Here is a 20,101-nt window from a genome sequence, read left to right on the forward strand (position 1 = left end):
CTTATTCCCCCTGACGCTGGTAGTCGTTACGCTGCGCGTTAGCACGGCGTTGGTCCATAATGTCACCATCGTTCGAAGAAGGCGTTGTGTTCGCGCTGGCGCTGCCAGACGAGGCCGGTGGCAGACGCAGCAGGTTGTTCGCACCGCTGTTGTCTTTTGCTGCCGGTGCAGAACCGCCTTTCAGCATCTGATCCAGCGGCAGGACCATCAGGTTTCCGCCTTTGTTGTCGTTAACCAGCACTTTACGCGTATGGCTCAGCACTTTTTCCATGGTCTCGATATAGAGACGCTCACGGGTAATTTCCGGCGCGGCTTTATATTCCGGCAGGATCTTCGCGAAGCGAGCCACTTCACCCTGTGCTTCCAGGATGGTCTGGGTCTTATACGCACGCGCTTCTTCCAGAATACGCTGCGCCTGACCGTTTGCACGCGGCTGAACTTCGTTGGTGTACGCTTCCGCTTCACGGATGTACTGCTGTTCGTTTTCACGCGCGGCAATCGCATCGTCAAACGCGGCTTTCACCTCTTCCGGCGGACGTGCAGCCTGGAAGTTGACGTCCAGCAGGGTGATACCCATGTTGTACGGACGGATGGTCTCTTCCAGCTCACGCTGGGTATCGCTACGAATAACGGTACGACCTTCGGTCAGGATACGGTCCATGGTGTATTTACCGATCACGCCACGCAGGGCGCTGTCGGTCGCCTGACGCAGGCTGTCATCGGCGCTGGTCACGCTAAACAGATAACGTTCCGGATCGGTCACGCGGTACTGTACGTTCATCTCAACGCGCACCACGTTCTCGTCAGAGGTCAACATCACGCCAGAGGCGGCCAGTTCACGGACGGACTCCACGTTAACCGCGGTCACGTCATCAATGAAGGTCGGCTTCCAGTTCAGGCCCGGTTCAACCAGATGGCTGAACTTACCGAAACGGGTGACCACGCCGCGTTCTGCTTCTTTAATGGTGTAGAACCCGCTGGCTGCCCAGATGATTACCACCGCAGCGGCGACAATGCCCACCACGCGGCCACCCATTGGCGGGCGCGGACTCTGAGTGGAATTGCCACCCGAGCCAGAACCTTTTCCTCCGCCAAGGCCACCAAGCTTTTTGCTCAGTTTGCGGAAGATATCATCCAGATCCGGCGGCCCCTGCTCGCGACCACCTTTGTTGCCATTTCCCCCAGAGTTGCCGCCTTGATTATTGCTGCTTCCCCACGGGTCGCGGTCTTGTCCGTTATTACCGGGCTGATTCCACGCCATGTATATGCTCCATATTTGTTATGCAAGGGCGAATTTTTCAGGCTTCCCCTTTCTGATCAGACGATATAGTCCGCCAGCGCAGGTTCTTGTTTACAGAGGCGACGCCAGTCAACGATCGGCATACGCACCTGCATCCCCACGCTGCCGTCATCCTCCATCCACTCTTTTTCTATCGCCTGAAGCTGATAAAACCGGCTGCGCAGCCTGCCTTCCTGTGGCGGCAGTCGCAGCGTGTGCTGAGCTACCTCACCGGAAAGACGTTCTGTCAAAGCCTGGAAAAGCAGTGGCACACCAATCCCGGCCTGAGCAGACAGCCAGACCCGAATCGGTTTGTTCTCTTCGTCTCGGTCGATACGCGGTTCGAAATCGTCCAGCATATCGATCTTGTTCATCACCAACAGGGTGGGAATTTCGTGGGCGTCGATCTCTTCGAGCACCACGTTCACCGCGTCGATGTTCTCCTGCACGCGTACGTCAGCCGCATCAATCACATGCAGCAGCAGGGTCGCCTGACGCGTCTCCTGCAACGTCGCTTTAAACGCCGCGACCAGATCGTGCGGCAGATGGCGGATAAACCCTACGGTATCCGCCAGCACCGTTTCACCCACGTCTGCGACGTCAATACGGCGCAGGGTTGGGTCCAGGGTCGCAAACAGCTGGTCTGCGGCATACACCTGGGCCTCGGTTATCTGGTTAAACAGGGTGGATTTACCGGCGTTGGTATAACCCACCAGCGACACCGTTGGGATATCGGCTTTCGTTCGCGCCCGACGCCCCTGTTCGCGCTGTTTCTCTACACGTTCCAGACGTGAAAGGATCTGGGTTATACGCCCACGCAGCAAACGGCGGTCGGTTTCGAGCTGGGTTTCACCCGGGCCGCGCAAACCAATCCCGCCTTTTTGTCTTTCAAGGTGTGTCCAGCCACGCACCAGACGCGTCGCCAGATGGCGCAACTGCGCCAGCTCAACCTGCAACTTACCCTCGTGGGTACGCGCACGCTGAGCAAAAATATCTAAGATCAACCCCGTGCGATCGATTACACGGCATTCGCAGAGAGCTTCCAGGTTACGTTCCTGAGCCGGAGACAGCGCATGATCAAACAGCACAACGGATGCGCCGGTTGCTTTTACGGCATCCGCAATTTCAACTGCTTTACCTTCACCAACAAAGTACTTCGGGTGCGGCGCTTTACGGCTACCGGTAATCACCTGCATTGCTTCGACACCGGCGGAAGAGACCAGAGATTCAAACTCCTGGAGGTCTTCCATATCTTTGTCTTGCGAAAAATAGATGTGTACCAGCACCGCCTGCTCACCGGCGTCATAACGGTCAAACAAGCGTAAACCTCTCTAAAAAGATCAGCGGGGAACGCAGGATCCCTGGCTCCCCGTGTGGATAACAGCCCAAAACCTTATTCGGTTTCTTCGCTGTCCTGCGCTGGTGTTGAAGAACCCTGCGCGTTGCTGCCGTGATGGTAGTTACTGCCAGTGCCGCCGCCAGCGTTATTGCTGTGATGAGATACCGGACGGGACGGAACAACAGTAGAAATCGCGTGCTTATAGACCATCTGGCTGACCGTGTTTTTCAACAGGATCACGAACTGATCGAAAGACTCAATCTGACCTTGCAGCTTAATACCATTCACCAAATAAATAGAAACTGGAACACGCTCCCGACGCAATGCGTTCAGGAACGGATCTTGTAAAGATTGCCCCTTAGCCATTCTATCTTTTCCTTATATGCTTGTTTTGTACTTAGAACCTTGCGATTCTGAAAAATTGCGCACGATACGGCTTAATTGTACACATTCAGTCAGCGATATCACCAATAACCTCAATCACTTCGTTTAACGCCTGTTGTGGTTTTTCACTGTCTAACCAGTGAACACCCTCCCAACCGCGTAACCAGGTGATCTGGCGCTTCGCTAACTGTCTCGTGGCGCAAACACCTCGATAAACCATTTCATCGTATGAAATCTCACCTTCAAGATACGACCACATCTGGCGGTATCCCACACAACGAATGGAAGGCATGTCCGTATGCAAATCTCCACGGGCAAAAAGCGCCCGCACTTCTGCTTCAAAATCTGAAGCCAACATCTGATGAAAACGCTGCTCAATTCGTTGATGGAGCAGTTCACGGCTCGCCGGGGCGATGGCGAACTGATGCACCTGATACGGCAGAGCGTCTCCTGACGTTTGCGTCAGTTCCGTTAAAGTTTTACCCGAAATGAAAAAAACTTCCAGTGCCCGGGAAAGCCTTTGCGGATCGTTTGGGTGGATCCGCGCTGCGGCAACCGGGTCAATCTCTTCCAGTTGCCTGTGCAAAGCGTCCCACCCCTGCTCTGCCGCCTGCCGCTCAATCTTCGCTCTCACTTCCGGATCGGCCGATGGCAGAGGCGATAACCCCTCCAGCAGCGCCTTAAAGTAGAGCATCGTGCCGCCAACTAACAGCGGTATGCGTCCCGCGGCGGTAATCTCGGCCATCTCGGCTAAGGCGTCGCGGCGAAAATCTGCCGCGGAGTAAGCCTGTGCCGGGTCGAGAATATCCAGTAAACGGTGCGGTGCCGCACGCAGTTCGTCTGCGTTGGGCTTCGCCGTGCCGATGTCCATCCCTCGGTAGATGAGGGCTGAATCAACGCTAATCAACTCTACTGGCAAAACTTTACGTAACTCAATGGCTAACGCCGTTTTACCGGAGGCCGTTGGCCCCATTAAAAAAATCGCCTTTGGCAGGCTCGCCTTACTTACATCAGTCATGTTTCAGGGCGGTCATCGCCGTTTGTAAATCAACAGGTTGTAACAAACCACCTGGAGGCGCTTTCACCAGCTGTGGACAGAGGCGCTCCACCTCCGCCAGAACGGTAATCGCCTGCGCCATACTCCACGGTGCATGCTCGCTGGCCAGATGGCGGGCGATCCACTGCGCGGTATCGGCGGCATCAAACGTCGTTTGCTGCGCCAGGTAGCCTATCAGTTCAGGAATCAAGTTTTGTAAATTTTGTTGGCGTAAGGGTAAAGGCACTGCGCGAATTGTCACATGCTGCGCGTCCAGTACGATTTCAATCCCCATTTCGGCCAGTTGCGTCTGCACGCGCCGCAAAACCCCTGTTTCTTCAGGGGATATTTTCAGGCGAACGGGGATCAACAGCGGCTGCGCGCAGGCGGCATTCACCCCCGGGGTTAACTGCGCCTGTTTGAGCCAGCGCTCCGCCACGGAAAGCGCCAGCAACAGCAGTTTACCTTCGCGTTCAAGCAACGCCATGTCGGGAGCAATAATGGTCAATACCCGACCAAAACTCTGGCTATGCCCATCCAGAGAGGGGGTTGAAACCGTGATGTGCTCTTTATGCTCCACCGCCGGCGTATCCAGCAGTTTGCGGTACAGCGCCCCCTGCTGTTTGTGGTAGCCCGGCTGAGCGTTGGGATAGTTGGCACCGGTTGGTCGCGGCGCGTTGCCCGCCGGGGATAAACGTGGAGCAGCCGGCTCGCGCGCGACCGCCGGTTCGGCAAAATGGTTACGCCCGGCCGCCACGCGGTTTTCCGGCAGTGGGCGCGGCGCGGGCTCTTCTTTTGCCAGCGGCAACTCTGGCTTTGCCTGCTGCTGCAATACAGCGGCAACGCCCTGGTAGATGAAATCATGCACCAGGCGCGACTGGTGGAAACGCACCTCGTGCTTGGCGGGGTGCACGTTAACGTCAACCTGGTGCGGGTCGATCTCCAGATAAAGCACAAAGGCGGGCTGTTGATCGGCGCCGAGCTTATCTTCGCAGGCCTGTCGAATAGCGTGGTTAATCAGGCGGTCGCGCATCATGCGGCCGTTGACGTAGCAATACTGGATTTCTGCGAACGCGGCGCTGCTGGCGTTCGGATCGGCAACCCAGCCGCGCAGGGCCAGATCGCCATGCTGCCACTCAATGGCCAGTGCTTTTTCCAGAAACGGTGTGCCGCAGATGGCGCCCAACCGACGCTCCTTTTGTCCACCCTCCGCCACCGCGCGGTACTGGCGCATCACCTTACCGTTATGGCTGAGGTTGATGGTGACATCAAAGCGCGCCAGCGCGATGCGGCGGATGATCTCGTCGATATGTCCGAATTCGGTCTTCTCGGTTCGCATAAACTTGCGCCGGGCGGGCGTGTTATAGAAGAGATCCAGCACTTCAAGCGTGGTGCCTACCGGGTGCGCCGCAGGTTTAACCGTGACGTCCATATCACGCCCTTCGGCGTAGGCCTGCCAGGCTTCCTGCTGGTCGGCCGTGCGGGAGGTCAACGTTAAGCGGGAAACGGAGCTGATACTGGCCAGCGCTTCGCCGCGAAAACCCAGGCTGATAATCGCTTCCAGATCGTCAAGTGAGGCAATTTTACTGGTGGCATGACGCGCCAGCGCCAGCGCCAGCTCGTCCTTTTTGATGCCACAGCCGTTATCACGAATGCGGATAAGCTTTGCGCCCCCACGTTCGATATCAATATCAATGCGGGTCGCCCCTGCATCGAGGCTGTTTTCCACCAGTTCCTTCACCACCGACGCAGGGCGTTCCACCACCTCACCGGCGGCGATTTGGTTCGCGAGCTGCGGCGGTAGAACCTGAATCGGCATGAACTCTCCTTAATTAGTCGCGGTCATCTCACCCGGCAGCGCGGCGCTTGCCGTCTGGGCGGCCCCGCCCTGCGGAGCAGACTGAAGCGGATGCGCGTCAAAGTATTTACGCAGACCGTTATAAATCGCTTCGGCAATTTGCTGCTGATAGCTGTCGCTGCCCAACAGGCGCTCTTCGCCGTTGTTACTGATAAAGCCCGTCTCTACCAGAATCGACGGAATATCCGGCGAACGCAGGACACCGAGGCTTGCATGCTCAGGGCGACGCTTATGCAGCGATCCAATGCTTTGCAGCTGGCTCAGTACGTTAGTGGCGACATCATACCCGACGCGCTGAGAATGACCGAACTGTAAATCCAACACCGCCTGGCTGAGATACGGATCGGCCTGGCTGTTTGCCAGCACATCGCCTGCCCCGCCTAACAGTTCAGACTGCTTCTCGTGCTCTTCAAGCCAGTTCGCCATTTCACTGTTGGCGCGACGGTTCGACAGCACCCATACCGACGCGCCGGTGGCGTTACGGTTCGGCGCAGCATCCGCGTGAATCGACACCAGGAAGTTGGCGTTTTGCTTACGCGCCACATCCGAGCGTCCCATCACTGAAATAAAGTAGTCTCCGTCGCGGGTCATGACCCCTTTAAACATCGGATCGTCATTCAGAAGCGCACGCAGCTTACGGGCGATGGCGATAGTGACGTTTTTCTCCCGCGTGCCGCCCGGGCCAATCGCGCCAGGATCTTGCCCGCCGTGTCCGGCGTCGATGGCGATAATCACTTTGTCGCCACTGACCGGCGTACGCCGCGCGCTGACCGCCGGACGCGTCACCGTGTTGCTGCTGGTCACGGCGGTAAGTCGGTCATTTTGTGATTTAAACGGATTACGGGCTGGCTCAGACGGCCTTGGGGTATAAACCGGCGCCTCCACGCGTTTTGCTACAACAGGTGCAGGCGGTGGCGGGGGCGGAACATCAGCATTAATGGTAAAGACCACCGTATAATTGGCGCCGTTTTGCTGCTTAACCGCCTTCGTCTTGCCCTTTTCGGTGAGATCGACCACCAGACGCAGAGACTGTGCATCCTTCGGCGTCCCCGAACGGATGCTTTTCACCAGATTGTTGCCGCTGAACTGGAGCGGCAGCCCCTGGATCACCCCGGTCTGTTTAATATCGAGCGCCACGCTGCGGCTGTCGATTTGTGAGAAAGCATATTCAGGATCGCCCATAAAGCTGAACGTAATACGGGCCTGGCTATCGCCATTCGACACCTGAATATCCGAGAGGCTGGCCGCCCCGGCCTGCGCGCACAGCAGGACCGTGGCAGCCAGCACCCAACCTTTAACGCGATTAATCATCCCGTTATCCCTACGCTCAACCGGCTAAACGCGCCAGTAAGGAACAGCCTGATGAGGAAACCGCACTGATGCGCGCCTCACGCCCTTGTGCCTGGTAATCTAAGTGAATTTCGACATCCGGGTCAGGCAGCACACCCGCACCTTGTTGCGGCCACTCCACCAGGCAGATGGCGTCGTTGGCAAAGTAATCGCGGATCCCCATAAATTCCAGCTCCTCAGGATCCGCAAGACGATATAAATCAAAGTGGTACACCATGATATTTTCAAGCGTGTACGGTTCTACCAGCGTGTAGGTCGGGCTTTTTACGTTCCCGTTATGGCCTAACGCCTGCAAAAAGCCACGGCTGAAGGTTGTTTTACCCGCGCCTAAATCACCATACAGATAAATGACGGTCGCCCCCTGACAGGCCTGCGCCACGCGCTTGCCGAGATCTAAAGTGGCTTGTTCATCAGGTAAAGGAATCGCTCGATTAGTCATTTTCTACGTCAATCACATCCGGGTTAACAACACGCCGCAGCGTGCAAAAAAGATCGGTGGCCAGCATTCCGCGCGTTCCGTAACAAGCAGCCAGCCTGTCAGCCGCCACACCGTGGGCCACGCAGCCGGCACAGGCTGCATCATAAAGGGGAAGTTTCTGTCCGAGCAATGCGCCAATGATGCCAGAGAGCACATCGCCCATGCCGCCGCTCGCCATGCCTGCATTACCGGCATCAACGATGCCCATCGCACCATCGCTGGCGATAACGGTCCCCGCCCCTTTCAAAACGGCAACACCTCCGTAACGTTTTACCAGACGTTGGGCTGAAAGTAAGCGATCGCTTTCAATTTCTGCCACGCTACTGTTAAGCAGCCGTGCGGCTTCGCCGGGGTGCGGCGTCAGAATGCGATTGTGACGCTTATCCGGGTTTATTGCCAGAAGGTTAAGCGCGTCGGCATCCCAGAGCATCGGTTTACGAAAATTCTCGGCCTTTTGCAGGGCCTGTTTACCCCACTCCTGCTGACCCAGGCCCGGACCAATGACCACCACGTCCGCCCACTCAAGACCCTCTTCAATCGCCTGCGGGGTAAGCTCGTGGACCATCAGCTCCGGCCGCGCGGTAATAATGGGCGGGATGTTTTCGCTGCGGGTCAGCACGCGTATTAATCCGGCGCCGCTGCGCAACGCGGCCTCTCCTGTCATACGAATCGCACCTGCCGTGCCGCGATCGCCGCCGATAATCAGCAGTCGGCCATGGTCGCCCTTATGGGACGTGGGACGGCGCGGCGGCAGCCACTGTGCAAGCAGGGAGGCATCAAAGCGGGTGATGTGGGTATCCTGTCCGGCCAGCCAGTTTTCCAGCCCCAGGGCGTTGTGGTGTAACGTGCCCACGACATCCCGCGCTTTACCGGTCAGTAAACCCGGCTTCAGGGCGATAAAGGTCACGGTGCGCGCCGCCTCAATCGACACGCCCGGCGTCACGCCTGTTTGCGCCATCAGGCCGGAGGGAATATCCAGCGCTACCACCGGGGCGGGGTGCGCATTAGCGCGCGTAATCAGCGCGGCGACGTCATCGCGAGGCGCGCGCATCAGTCCCGTCCCCAGCAGACCATCAACAATCACGTCGACATCCTCGGGCCAGACGATATCAGGCGCATGAATAATGCCCCCCGCATTCAGCCAGGCCTCTCTCGCCATGCCTGCTTCTTCCGGTAACGGCTTGTCGCTCTCCAGCGCCAGCAGGGTGACGCGCAGCCCCGCCGCCACCGCAAGACGAGCCACCACATAACCATCGCCACCGTTATTGCCGTGCCCGCACAGGATCAGATAGTGCGAAGCATTCGGATAAGCCGTACGCGCCACGTTAAACGCCGCCTCGCCCGCGCGCTGCATCAGTTCGTAAAGGGTAATGCCCAGGCTATCTGCGGCCTCTTTCTCGGCCCGACGGAGGTCATCCGCATGCCAGATGGAATGTGGTATACTTGCGGGGTTTTTCTTCACAGTATGGTCCGTCATGTCACAGCCCCTCAATCTCAATGAATTAGCGCAAAAAATAAAACAGTGGGGTGCTGAACTGGGCTTCCAGAAGGTCGGTATTACTGACACCGACCTCTCTGCCAGCGAGCCTAAGCTCCAGGCATGGCTGGATAAACAATACCACGGCGAGATGGAGTGGATGGCGCGTCACGGTATGATGCGTGCCCGCCCCCACGAGCTGTTGCCGGGTACGCTGCGCGTTATTAGCGTACGCATGAACTATCTGCCTGCTAACGCGGCCTTTGCGCGCACGCTAAAAAATCCTTCGCTGGGTTACGTCAGCCGATACGCTCTGGGACGTGACTACCATAAACTTCTGCGCAACCGTCTAAAAAAGCTCGGGGAAACCATTCAGCAGCACTGTGTTTCGCTGAATTTTAGACCCTTTGTCGATTCTGCGCCTATTCTTGAGCGCCCGATCGCCGAAAAAGCCGGGCTCGGCTGGACAGGTAAGCACTCACTTATCTTAAGCCGCGACGCGGGCTCATTCTTTTTCCTGGGTGAACTGCTGATTGATTTACCCCTGCCGGTAGACGGTCCGGTGGAAGAAGGCTGTGGTCGCTGTGTGGCCTGTATGACCATCTGCCCAACGGGCGCTATTGTCGAACCGTATACCGTTGATGCGCGCCGCTGTATCTCTTATCTCACTATCGAGCTGGAAGGCGCCATTCCAGAGGAATTTCGTCCGCTTATCGGCAACCGCATCTACGGCTGTGATGACTGTCAGCTGATTTGTCCGTGGAACCGTTATTCACAGTTGACGGACGAAGAAGACTTCAGTCCGCGCAAGGCGTTACATGCCCCGCAGTTGATCGAACTGTTCGCCTGGAGCGAAGCCTGGTTCCTGAAGGTGACGGAGGGTTCCGCCATACGTCGTATCGGCCACCTGCGCTGGCTGCGTAATGTGGCTGTTGCGCTGGGGAATGCCCCGTGGGATGAAGCAAATCTTCAGGCGCTCGAAAGTCGTAGAGGTGAGCACCCACTTCTTGATGAGCACATAGAATGGGCGATTGCGCAGCAAATTGAGAAGCGAAATGCGGGTGTGGTTGAAGTGCAGTTACCGAAGAAACAGCGCCTGGTCAGGGTGATTGAAAAAGGGCTGCCGCGGGATGTGTGATATATTCACAGGCTGTGAATAAAAATAAGAATTCAGGCGCCATCAGCTCTGGCAAACAGGTCAAGTGATCTCAATAACATTTTGAAATCAAATTTTCTTCATAAATTACAGGGAATTACGAAGATATTATTCACCCTGCTAACATTTCGTACAGACTGGTTTTAACACGGCTTCTGTGGATAACTCTGTTCACAAGAGTATTTCAGACATAATAGAAAACGTCCCCAACGAAGCACTTCGCTGTGGATAATCTGGAGATGAAGAAGAATTTGGAGCGGGAAACGAGACTCGAACTCGCGACCCCGACCTTGGCAAGGTCGTGCTCTACCAACTGAGCTATTCCCGCTTGGGTGTTCTGGTGCTATGCGTATCTTGCGATACTTTCAAATTTTGGAGCGGGAAACGAGACTCGAACTCGCGACCCCGACCTTGGCAAGGTCGTGCTCTACCAACTGAGCTATTCCCGCTTGGGTGTTCTGGTGCTGGCGTATCTTGCGATACTTTTCAAATTTTGGAGCGGGAAACGAGACTCGAACTCGCGACCCCGACCTTGGCAAGGTCGTGCTCTACCAACTGAGCTATTCCCGCAAATCTGTACTGCTTTTGTTGCTGTCGTAACGTGTAATTCTCTGTCGTTACGGGAGGCGCATTATACGAGAAATCCGTTTAGCTGCAACCCCCCTCAAAGCGATTTTTTTGAAATTCAGTTCAAGTGCTTATTTAATCGGCAAGCTGAACAATTTAGCGACAAAAACCCGGCCACGCAAGGCGCCGGATCGCAAAATCAGAGCTTAATGAAGTTTTCGCGATAGTACGCCAGCTCCGCAACAGACTCACGGATGTCGTCCATCGCCTGGTGCGTCCCCTGCTTTGTAAAGCCGTCGAGAATTTCCGGTTTCCAGCGACGGGCCAGCTCTTTCAGGGTGCTCACATCCAGATAGCGGTAGTGGAAGTAGGACTCCAGCTCCGGCATGTACTTAAACAGGAAACGACGATCCTGACCAATGCTGTTGCCACAGATAGGCGATTTTCCTGCCGGCACCCACTGCTTCAGAAATTCAAGCGTCGCCAGCTCCGCTTCGCGGTCGCCCAGGGTGCTGGCCTTCACGCGTTCCACCAGCCCGCTGCCGGTATGGGTACGCACGTTCCACTCATCCATCAGCGCAAGCTGGTCATCGGACTGGTGAACGGCAATCGTTGGGCCTTCCGCCAGAATATTGAGATTGGCATCGGTGACCAGTGTGGCGATCTCAATAATGCGATCGCGCTCGGGATCCAGGCCGGTCATCTCCAGATCGATCCAAATCAGGTTGTTTTCGTCCGCGCTCATGTTATTTTCCACCCTTCTCGCATAACCGGCAGTAGCAGGTTAACTAGTATTAATTAGAGTGTATCATAGAGGTTTTGCCCGCTACGGGCGACCAGGAGCCAGCGCGATTGAGTAAAAATAAACTCTCCAAAGGGCAGCAGCGCCGCGTGAATGCAAATCACCAGCGCCGTCTTAAAACCACTACGGAGAAGCCCGATTACGACGACAACCTGTTTGGCGAAGCGACAGAAGGCGTTGTGATTAGCCGCTTCGGCATGCACGCCGATGTCGAATCCGCCGACGGGGATATCCACCGTTGCAATATCCGTCGCACCATCCGTTCCCTGGTGACCGGTGACCGCGTGGTCTGGCGTCCAGGCAAAGAGGCGGCGGAAGGGGTAACGGTTAAAGGTATCGTTGAAGCCGTGCATGAACGCACGTCGGTTCTGACCCGTCCGGATTTCTACGACGGCGTGAAGCCTATTGCCGCCAACATCAACCAGATAGTGATCGTTTCGGCGATTTTGCCTGAGCTTTCGCTCAATATTATTGACCGTTATCTGGTGGCCTGCGAAACGCTACAGGTTGAGCCGCTCATCGTGCTGAATAAAATCGATCTGCTGGATGACGAGGCCATGGCCTTTGTAAATGAGCAGATGGATATTTACCGCAACATTGGCTATCGCGTGTTGATGGTTTCCAGCCGCACCAAAGATGGCCTGAAGCCGTTAGAAGGTGCGCTGACCGACCGCATCAGCATCTTTGCGGGGCAGTCCGGCGTAGGTAAATCGAGCCTGCTTAACAACCTGCTCGGCCTTCAGCAGGAGATCCTGACCAACGATGTGTCTGACGTCTCGGGCCTGGGCCAGCACACCACCACTGCCTCACGTCTCTATCACTTCCCGCACGGTGGCGATGTGATTGACTCCCCGGGCGTGCGTGAGTTTGGTCTCTGGCACCTCGAGCCGGAACAAATCTTTAACGGATTTGTCGAATTCCATGACTATTTAGGCGCTTGCAAATACCGCGACTGTAAACATGACAACGATCCGGGCTGCGCTATCCGCGAAGCGGTAGAGAACGGAGAAATTGCGGAAACCCGTTTCGAAAATTACCACCGTATTCTCGAAAGCATGGACCAGGTAAAAACGCGTAAAAACTTTTCTGATTCTGATAACTGACAACTAAGCTAAGCGTCGCTAAAATCGTCCCCTTTTTTCAGGTTCCGGCAGCGTAATGCCGGATCAGGAACGACAAAACAATGGCCTGGAGGCTACCTTGTTAAACTCATTTAAACTTTCGCTTCAATACATTCTGCCGAAACTGTGGCTCACTCGCCTGGCGGGCTGGGGCGCGAGCAAACGAGCGGGCTGGCTGACCAAACTGGTCATCGACCTGTTCGTGAAATACTACAAGGTCGACATGAAAGAAGCGCAGAAGCCGGATACGGCAAGCTACCGCACCTTCAACGAATTTTTTGTGCGTCCGCTGCGCGACGAAGTGCGCCCGCTGAATACCGACCCGAACGTGCTGGTGATGCCAGCGGACGGCGTGATCAGCCAGCTGGGTAAAATTGAAGACGACAAAATTTTGCAGGCAAAAGGCCATAACTACAGCCTGGAAGCGCTGCTGGCCGGTAACTACATAATGGCCGATCTGTTCCGTAACGGGAATTTCGCGACCACCTATCTCTCCCCACGCGACTACCACCGCGTGCATATGCCGTGTAATGGTATTCTGCGCGAGATGATCTACGTGCCGGGGGATCTGTTCTCTGTAAACCACCTGACGGCGCAAAACGTTCCTAACCTGTTTGCCCGTAACGAGCGCGTCATCTGCCTGTTTGATACTGAATTTGGCCCAATGGCGCAGATTCTGGTGGGTGCTACCATTGTAGGCAGCATCGAAACCGTCTGGGCGGGCACCATTACGCCGCCGCGCGAAGGCGTGATCAAGCGCTGGACCTGGCCTGCCGGCGAAGAAGAAGGTTCTGTGGCCCTGCTGAAAGGTCAGGAAATGGGTCGCTTCAAGCTGGGCTCAACGGTCATCAACCTGTTCGCACCGGGCAAAGTTAACCTGGTCGACGAGCTGGAAAGCCTGTCCGTGACCAAACTCGGCCAGCCTCTGGCAGTATCGACGGAGGTCTTTGTGACGCCAGAGGTTGCGCCTGCCCCGTTGCCGGAAGAAGAGATCAAAGCCGAGCACGACGCCAGCCCGCTGGTTGACGACAAAAAAGACGAAGGCTAACAACAGAAGGATCGCTGACGTGCGCCCGATTATCGTATTACTGATGGCCTGGTGCCTCAGCATGGGGGCGTACGCAGCGACGGCCCCTGACGCCAAACAGATAACCCAGGAGCTGGAGCAGGCAAAAGCGGCGAAACCCGCTCAGCCGGAGACCGTTGAGTCGCTCCAGTCTGCACTGAACGCGCTTGAGGAACGAAAGGGTTCCCTTGAGCGCGCGCAGCAGTACCAGCAGGTTATCGACAACTTCCCCAAACTCTCTCAGACCCTGCGCTCGCAGCTAAACAACCTGCGCGATGAACCACGCCAGGTCCCCGCGGGGATGACGTCCGAGGCGCTGAATCAGGAGATCCTGCAAGTCAGCAGCCAGCTGCTGGAAAAAAGCCGGCTGGCGCAGCAGGAGCAGGAACGGGCGCGTGAAATTGCCGATTCCCTCAGCCAGCTTCCACAGCAGCAAACCGATGCCCGCCGTCAGTTAAATGAGGTGGAACGTCGCATCGGGACGCAGACAGGCAGCACACCGCAGAATCAGGCGCAAAATCTTGGGTTACAGGCGGAATCCGCCAGACTAAAAGCGCTGGTTGATGAACTGGAGCTGGCGCAGCTTTCCGCTAACAACCGCCAGGAGCTGTCGCGGATGCGTTCCGAGCTGGCGCAGAAGCAGAGCCAGCAGCTGGATGCATATCTCCAGGCGCTGAGAAATCAACTCAACAGCCAGCGTCAGCGTGAAGCTGAACGTGCGCTGGAAAGCACCGAGTTACTGGCCGAAAACAGTGCTAACCTGCCCGACAGCATCGTCGCCCAGTTTAAGGTTAACCGCGAGCTTTCTGCCGCGCTGAATCAGCAGGCGCAGCGCATGGATTTGGTGGCCTCGCAGCAGCGTCAGGCCACCAATCAAACCCTCCAGGTTCGTCAGGCGCTCAACACGCTGCGTGAACAGTCCCAGTGGCTTGGCTCGTCTAACCTGTTGGGCGAAGCGTTACGCGCGCAGGTGGCTCGTCTGCCAGAGATGCCAAAACCGCAGCAGCTTGATACGGAGATGGCGCAGCTGCGCGTTCAGCGTCTTCATTATGAAGATCTCCTCAACAAGCAGCCGCAAATCCGCCAGATCCGTCAGGCTGACGGACAGCCGCTCACCGGCGAGCAAAGTCGTATTCTGGAAGCGCAACTGCGCACCCAGCGCGAACTGCTCAATTCCCTGTTGCAGGGAGGCGATACGCTGATCCTTGAGCTGACTAAGCTGAAAGTCTCGAATAGCCAGCTGGAGGATGCGCTGAAAGAGGTCAACGAAGCCACGCACCGTTACCTTTTCTGGACGTCCGACGTGCGGCCGATGACCTTCGCCTGGCCGATTGAGATTGTGCAGGATCTGCGCCGCCTCATTTCATTGGACACCTTCAGCCAGCTGGGCCTCGCCAGCGTAATGATGATAACCAGCAAGGAGACCATCTTCCCGCTGCTGGGGGCGCTGATTCTGGTGGGCTTCAGTATTTATTCCCGTCGTCACTTCACCCGTTTCCTTGAGCGCTCCAGCGCCCGAGTGGGAAAAGTAACCCAGGATCACTTCTGGCTGACCTTGCGTACTGTGTTCTGGTCAATTCTGGTCGCGTCTCCGCTGCCGGTGCTGTGGATGACGCTCGGATACGGCCTGCGTGAAGCCTGGCCCTACCCGCTTGCCGTCGCGATTGGCGATGGCGTGACCGCCACCGTTCCGCTGCTGTGGGTGGTGATGATTTGCGCCACGTTTGCGCGGCCAAATGGTCTGTTCATCGCTCACTTTGGCTGGCCGCGTAATCGCGTTGCGCGGGCGATGCGTTACTACCTGATGAGTATCGGGCTGATTGTGCCGCTGATTATGGCGTTGATCATGTTCGATAATCTCAATGACCGGGAGTTCTCCGGCTCGCTGGGACGGCTGTGCTTTATGCTGATCTGCGGAGCGTTAGCGGTAGTGACGCTCAGCCTGAAACGCGCCGGGATCCCGCTCTATCTCGACAAGACCGGCAGCGGCGATAACATGTTTAACCGTCTGCTGTGGAACCTGCTGCTCAGCGCGCCGCTGGCGGCGATGCTGGCGGCAGCGGTCGGTTATCTCGCCACGGCGCAGGCGCTGCTCGCCCGACTGGAAACGTCGGTGGCTATCTGGTTCCTGCTGCTGGTGGTCTACCATGTTATTCGCCGCGGCATGCTGATCCAGCGTCGTCGTCTGGCGTTTGACCGTGCCAAACACCGTCGCGCAGAAATTCTGGCCCAGCGCGCGCGGGGTGAAGAAGAGCCGAACCACATCAACAGCACCGAAGGGACCACAGACGCCGATGACGTCGAACTGGATCTGGATGCGATCAGTACCCAGTCCCTGCGGCTGGTACGCTCAATTCTGATGCTGGTTGCCCTGCTGTCGGTGATCTTCCTGTGGTCGGAAATCCACTCCGCGTTTGGCTTCCTGGAGAACATCTCTTTATGGGATGTGACGTCCACGGTGCAGGGGGTCGAAAGCCTGGAGCCCATCACCTTAGGGGCCGTGCTGATTGCGATTCTGGTGCTGATCATCACCACGCAGCTGATCCGTAACTTCCCTGCCCTGCTGGAGCTGGCGCTGTTGCAGCATCTGGATTTAACCCCCGGCACGGGCTATGCGATCACCACTATCACCAAGTATTTAATCATGCTGTTTGGTGGGCTGGTTGGCTTCTCGATGATTGGTATCGAATGGTCAAAACTGCAATGGCTGGTTGCCGCCCTGACCGTAGGCCTGGGCTTTGGTTTACAGGAGATTTTTGCCAACTTCGTTTCTGGTCTGATCATTCTGTTTGAAAAGCCGATTCGAATTGGCGATACGGTGACCATCCGCGATCTCACCGGCAGCGTCACCAGGATCAACACCCGCGCCACCACCATCAGCGACTGGGACCGTAAAGAGATCATCGTCCCGAACAAGGCGTTTATCACCGAGCAGTTTATCAACTGGTCGCTGTCCGACTCCGTCACGCGTGTGGTGCTGACCGTACCCGCTCCGTCGGATGCCAACAGCGAAGAGGTGACGCAGATCCTCTATACGGCTGCTGAACGCTGTTCGCTGGTAATCGACAACCCGCCGCCGGAAGTGTTCCTGGTTGATTTGCAGCAGGGGATCCAGATTTTCGAGCTGCGTATCTACGCCGCCGAGATGGGACACCGTATGCCGCTGCGCCATGAGATCCACCAGTTGATTCTGGCTGGCTTCCGCGAGCACGGAATTGATATGCCGTTCCCACCGTTCCAGATGCGTCTGGAAACGCTGGACGGACGTAAGACGGGAAGAACGTTGACGTCAGCGGCGCGTACGCGCCCGGCGGGAAGTTTGTAATCCTTTCCCCCTCCCCGTCGGGAGGGGGTCAATCCTTTACGCCACTTCTGCTACACAGGCCGTCGAGCGACGACGGTAATGCTCATAAATCCCCATTGCCAGCAGCGAGAAGAAGATCGGTCCGCCAACCATCCACAGCGTGCTGTTCCAGTCATTTGCCTCAACCACGGGCTGAATGACGGTAAAGATGTTGGCGAACGCGACGACCAGCACCACAACAGTGGTCGCCAGCAGCGTCGCCGCGCGGGTTTTGAAGATCACAAACGGCCGCTCCAGATCCCGCTTCGCCTTAAAGAACGGGAACGCCAGGGTCAGGAACAGATACGGAAGCGTCATCGATACGTTCGCCATCAGGGTCAGCTTGTTATAGAACGCCGACGCGGTATCACCGCCGAAGGACACCAGCAGAATGAACACGCACACCAGCAGGCACTGCATCCACATCGCGTTGGCAGGCATACCGGCAGCGTTCAGCTGCGTCATACGTGCGGGCCACAGCGCCTTTGGCGTCCCCTGAATAATCGCTTTCAGCGGCGAGTAGATCAGCGTGAAGAATGCGCCAGTATAGGCGAGGAACATCGACAAGCCAGTAATCCGCGCAAACCAGATCCCCAGGGTGGCCGACGTTTCCGGCGCGAGATCCATGGCGTTGCCCAGCGTCACCCCCAGGCTTTTCATCAGCACGTAGGTAATGTTGCCGAGGTTGGTGGTGTTATTACTTAACATCTGCTGCCAGTTGGTGCTGACGCCCCAGAGGAAAATCGCCAGTGAGTAGCCAATGGAAATGACGATGGCGGCAAAGATAATGCCTTTAGCGAAGTTCTTTTCCGGATTTTCGGTTTTGTCGACCAGCCCGCCCACGGCTTCAATTCCACCGTAAGCAAAGATGGCAAACACCACGAAGGAGAGCATGGCCAGCCCGGACTGGTAACCCGGATTAGGCGATGAAACGAAGTTGACTTCCTGTGCGAAATGCCCGCCGTTCAGGCACAGAATGGCGATGCTGACCAGCAGCAGCACCAGGTTCAGGCACATCACGGAAATACCGCCAACGGCAGTGATACGGGCAATTTTGTTGATGCCTTTCGAGGCCACCAGGGTGACCACCACCATCCAGCACACTGCCAGAATACCGACCACCTGCGTGGAGCTCAGCCCCGCCAGAGACCAGACCTGCGTTTTATCCGCACCGAAGAGAAACGTTGAGAACGGCACCCAAACCTTGGCCGCCGTGCTGACCATCCAGACGACGTAGGATGAAAACCACATGAACGTACCGATAAACGCGTAACGCGGACCGACGCTGTTGTTCATCCACGAATAGATGCCGCCTTCTTCTTTCCGGTACGCCGAGCCCATCTCCGCCATCATCAGCGCAAACGGGATAAAGAAGAACAGAGCGGAAACGATATAAAACGGCGTCGCGCTGTAGCCCATCAGATAAAACGCGGACGGGCTATTGGCAAAGCCAAAGACTGACGTAAAAATCATCAGAATGAGCCCGGTAAGGGTCATTTTTTTGAGTGAGTGAGACATATAACCATCCGAAACGGAATTAAACTGCGCGGATGGTAGCAGATGACCAGACAAACAATGTGGCTATCCGAGTCAAATTAAGAAAAAGACCCGTATAGAGAGAAATGAGCAGTTTTTAATGTGGCAGAGTTAAATGACCGAGCAGGCCGGGTAAGCGCAGCGCCACTCGGCATTTTTTCAGGCGCGATCGACCGTAAAGGCAATCACATCGCCCAGGTGCTCGGCACCCAGCGCCAGCATGACCAGGCGATCCACACCCAGCGCCACGCCGGAGCAGTCCGGCAGACCGGCTTTAAGCGCTTCCAGCAGATGAGTATCAATCGGCTGCTGCGGCAGACCGCGCGCGTTGCGCTTGCGGTTATCCTGCTCGAAACGCTGCTGCTGTTCGCGCGCGTCGGTCAGCTCGTGGAAACCGTTCGCCAGCTCGATGCCTTTGAAATACACCTCAAAACGCTCCGCCACGCGGTGATCTTCGGTGCTGATCTGCGCCAGTGAGGCCTGGCTGGCCGGGAAGTGATAGACAAACGTCGGACGATCTTTGCCAATCTGCGGTTCAACACCAAAGGTGAACAGCAGTTGCAGCAGCGTGTCGCGATCCTCTTCGCTATCCGCCACGTTGCTCAGATCCAGTTTTGCCGCCACTTCACGCAGCTGTGTTTTATCAGCCGACAGCGGATCGATTTCCAGATGGCGCTGGAAGGCCTGCTGATAGGAGAGCGTTTCAGCTTCCGCGCAATCCAGCACCTGTTGCAGCAGATCGTCAACTTCGTTCATCAGACGATACATGTCGTAGTGCGGGCGGTACCACTCCAGCATGGTGAATTCCGGATTATGGTGTCGGCCCATCTCTTCATTACGGAAGCTACGGCACAGCTGATAGACCGGACCACACCCGGCCGCCAGCAGACGCTTCATATGGTATTCCGGGCTGGTCATCAGATACAGATTCATGCCCTGAGAGTGGCCTGGGCCAACAAAACGGGTTTCAAACGGGACCAGATGAATATCCGTGACCGTCGCCTGACTCATGCACGGCGTTTCCACCTCCAGGACGCCGCGATCGGCAAAGAAACGGCGGATCTCCGCCATAATTGCTGCGCGCTTTAGCAGGTTTGGAATGGATGCGCTCGGCTGCCAGGTGGCCGTTTCGCTCATGAGTTATTTCTCCGTTTTCAGACAAGGGCACGAAGTCTACTCGTAAGCCGGGGCAGAGACAAATTTTGCACAGTAAAAGTCCTTTTTCATTGCACAGAGAAATACTGTGACGCCATTCATTAATCACGATGATAAATCACCGCACAGAACAGCAAAAAAATCGAACACGTCA

General features: G+C 56.4%; 15 protein-coding genes and 3 tRNA genes. 4 read left to right on the forward strand and 14 right to left on the reverse strand.

What is annotated here, in order from left to right; genetic code table 11:
• Nucleotide 1 precedes the first annotated feature (1 nt).
• The 8 genes from hflK to nnr form a co-directional block, all read right to left on the reverse strand.
• A complete protein-coding gene (hflK, locus tag ACWKXX_RS14275; RefSeq protein WP_003855992.1) occupies nucleotides 2-1,261 on the reverse strand; it encodes an FtsH protease activity modulator HflK in 1,260 nt (419 codons plus the stop codon).
• 56 nt (nucleotides 1,262-1,317) lie between these two features.
• A complete protein-coding gene (hflX, locus tag ACWKXX_RS14280) occupies nucleotides 1,318-2,598 on the reverse strand; it encodes a ribosome rescue GTPase HflX (protein WP_003855991.1) in 1,281 nt (426 codons plus the stop codon).
• A gap of 74 nt (nucleotides 2,599-2,672) precedes the next feature.
• Nucleotides 2,673-2,984, reverse strand: a complete 312-nt coding sequence (gene hfq, locus ACWKXX_RS14285) for an RNA chaperone Hfq (RefSeq protein ID WP_003855990.1) — start codon at nucleotides 2,982-2,984, stop codon at nucleotides 2,673-2,675.
• An 85-nt stretch (nucleotides 2,985-3,069) separates the two neighbouring features.
• Nucleotides 3,070-4,020 (reverse strand): tRNA (adenosine(37)-N6)-dimethylallyltransferase MiaA, encoded by a 951-nt coding sequence (miaA, locus tag ACWKXX_RS14290; RefSeq protein ID WP_017383956.1) that lies wholly within the window; start codon nucleotides 4,018-4,020, stop codon nucleotides 3,070-3,072.
• On the reverse strand, nucleotides 4,013-5,857 hold the full coding sequence (gene mutL, locus ACWKXX_RS14295) for a DNA mismatch repair endonuclease MutL (protein WP_017694677.1): 1,845 nt from the start codon (nucleotides 5,855-5,857) through the stop codon (nucleotides 4,013-4,015). Before mutL ends, miaA begins: the two co-directional genes overlap by 8 nt.
• 9 nt (nucleotides 5,858-5,866) lie before the next feature.
• Nucleotides 5,867-7,207 carry an N-acetylmuramoyl-L-alanine amidase AmiB gene (gene amiB, locus ACWKXX_RS14300; RefSeq protein WP_023295800.1) on the reverse strand — a complete coding sequence of 447 codons (1,341 nt, stop codon included), beginning with the start codon at nucleotides 7,205-7,207 and terminating at the stop codon, nucleotides 5,867-5,869.
• Between the two features lie 16 nt (nucleotides 7,208-7,223).
• On the reverse strand, nucleotides 7,224-7,685 hold the full coding sequence (gene tsaE, locus ACWKXX_RS14305) for a tRNA (adenosine(37)-N6)-threonylcarbamoyltransferase complex ATPase subunit type 1 TsaE (RefSeq protein ID WP_003855970.1): 462 nt from the start codon (nucleotides 7,683-7,685) through the stop codon (nucleotides 7,224-7,226).
• Nucleotides 7,678-9,201: a bifunctional ADP-dependent NAD(P)H-hydrate dehydratase/NAD(P)H-hydrate epimerase gene (gene nnr, locus ACWKXX_RS14310; RefSeq protein WP_261665786.1), complete on the reverse strand. Its 1,524-nt coding sequence runs from the start codon at nucleotides 9,199-9,201 to the stop codon at nucleotides 7,678-7,680. The genes tsaE and nnr overlap by 8 nt, the downstream gene beginning before the upstream one ends.
• On the opposite strand from nnr, the gene queG reads away from it, so the two are divergent.
• Nucleotides 9,200-10,339 (forward strand): tRNA epoxyqueuosine(34) reductase QueG, encoded by a 1,140-nt coding sequence (queG, locus tag ACWKXX_RS14315; protein WP_047637851.1) that lies wholly within the window; start codon nucleotides 9,200-9,202, stop codon nucleotides 10,337-10,339. The two genes, nnr and queG, sit on opposite strands and share 2 nt — an antisense overlap.
• A 270-nt stretch (nucleotides 10,340-10,609) precedes the next feature.
• On the opposite strand, the gene ACWKXX_RS14320 is transcribed toward queG, so the two are convergent.
• The 4 genes from ACWKXX_RS14320 to orn form a co-directional block, all read right to left on the reverse strand.
• A tRNA-Gly gene (locus ACWKXX_RS14320) sits at nucleotides 10,610-10,685 on the reverse strand.
• Nucleotides 10,686-10,730: 45 nt separating this feature from the next.
• Nucleotides 10,731-10,806: transfer RNA gene (locus ACWKXX_RS14325), tRNA-Gly, on the reverse strand.
• A gap of 45 nt (nucleotides 10,807-10,851) precedes the next feature.
• Nucleotides 10,852-10,927 (reverse strand) — tRNA-Gly (locus ACWKXX_RS14330).
• A gap of 196 nt (nucleotides 10,928-11,123) precedes the next feature.
• Nucleotides 11,124-11,669: an oligoribonuclease gene (orn, locus tag ACWKXX_RS14335; protein ID WP_003855965.1), complete on the reverse strand. Its 546-nt coding sequence runs from the start codon at nucleotides 11,667-11,669 to the stop codon at nucleotides 11,124-11,126.
• Between the two features lie 107 nt (nucleotides 11,670-11,776).
• Between orn and rsgA the strand changes: the two genes are divergently transcribed.
• The 3 genes from rsgA (at nucleotide 11,777) to mscM (ending at nucleotide 17,238) form a co-directional block, all read left to right on the forward strand.
• The gene (gene rsgA, locus ACWKXX_RS14340; RefSeq protein WP_261665787.1) at nucleotides 11,777-12,829 is read left to right on the forward strand and encodes a small ribosomal subunit biogenesis GTPase RsgA; all 1,053 of its coding nucleotides are present in this window, start codon (nucleotides 11,777-11,779) and stop codon (nucleotides 12,827-12,829) included.
• 97 nt (nucleotides 12,830-12,926) lie between these two features.
• Nucleotides 12,927-13,895, forward strand: a complete 969-nt coding sequence (gene asd, locus ACWKXX_RS14345) for an archaetidylserine decarboxylase (protein ID WP_261665788.1) — start codon at nucleotides 12,927-12,929, stop codon at nucleotides 13,893-13,895.
• 19 nt (nucleotides 13,896-13,914) lie between these two features.
• On the forward strand, nucleotides 13,915-17,238 hold the full coding sequence (mscM, locus tag ACWKXX_RS14350) for a miniconductance mechanosensitive channel MscM (protein ID WP_261665790.1): 3,324 nt from the start codon (nucleotides 13,915-13,917) through the stop codon (nucleotides 17,236-17,238).
• Nucleotides 17,239-17,274: 36 nt separating this feature from the next.
• On the opposite strand, the gene yjeM is transcribed toward mscM, so the two are convergent.
• Together yjeM and epmA are read right to left on the reverse strand one after the other, a co-directional pair.
• The gene (yjeM, locus tag ACWKXX_RS14355) at nucleotides 17,275-18,774 is read right to left on the reverse strand and encodes a glutamate/gamma-aminobutyrate family transporter YjeM (protein ID WP_015572460.1); all 1,500 of its coding nucleotides are present in this window, start codon (nucleotides 18,772-18,774) and stop codon (nucleotides 17,275-17,277) included.
• Nucleotides 18,775-18,951: 177 nt separating this feature from the next.
• Complete coding sequence (gene epmA, locus ACWKXX_RS14360) at nucleotides 18,952-19,929, reverse strand: elongation factor P--(R)-beta-lysine ligase (RefSeq protein ID WP_039271975.1); 978 nt, start codon at nucleotides 19,927-19,929, stop codon at nucleotides 18,952-18,954.
• Nucleotides 19,930-20,101: the final 172 nt, after the last annotated feature.

This window comes from Enterobacter sp. UPMP2061 (assembly GCF_053709615.1).

What these genes read in the sequence shown, in the direction of transcription:
- yjeM (WP_015572460.1), bottom strand. Translation starts at nt 18,774, where the DNA reads ATGTCTCACTCACTCAAAAAAATGACCCTTACCGGGCTCATTCTGATG.
- orn (WP_003855965.1), bottom strand. Translation starts at nt 11,669, where the DNA reads ATGAGCGCGGACGAAAACAACCTGATTTGGATCGATCTGGAGATGACC.
- queG (WP_047637851.1), top strand. Translation starts at nt 9,200, where the DNA reads ATGTCACAGCCCCTCAATCTCAATGAATTAGCGCAAAAAATAAAACAG.
- miaA (WP_017383956.1), bottom strand. Translation starts at nt 4,020, where the DNA reads ATGACTGATGTAAGTAAGGCGAGCCTGCCAAAGGCGATTTTTTTAATG.
- hfq (WP_003855990.1), bottom strand. Translation starts at nt 2,984, where the DNA reads ATGGCTAAGGGGCAATCTTTACAAGATCCGTTCCTGAACGCATTGCGT.
- epmA (WP_039271975.1), bottom strand. Translation starts at nt 19,929, where the DNA reads ATGAGCGAAACGGCCACCTGGCAGCCGAGCGCATCCATTCCAAACCTG.
- nnr (WP_261665786.1), bottom strand. Translation starts at nt 9,201, where the DNA reads ATGACGGACCATACTGTGAAGAAAAACCCCGCAAGTATACCACATTCC.
- amiB (WP_023295800.1), bottom strand. Translation starts at nt 7,207, where the DNA reads ATGATTAATCGCGTTAAAGGTTGGGTGCTGGCTGCCACGGTCCTGCTG.
- tsaE (WP_003855970.1), bottom strand. Translation starts at nt 7,685, where the DNA reads ATGACTAATCGAGCGATTCCTTTACCTGATGAACAAGCCACTTTAGAT.
- mutL (WP_017694677.1), bottom strand. Translation starts at nt 5,857, where the DNA reads ATGCCGATTCAGGTTCTACCGCCGCAGCTCGCGAACCAAATCGCCGCC.
- hflK (WP_003855992.1), bottom strand. Translation starts at nt 1,261, where the DNA reads ATGGCGTGGAATCAGCCCGGTAATAACGGACAAGACCGCGACCCGTGG.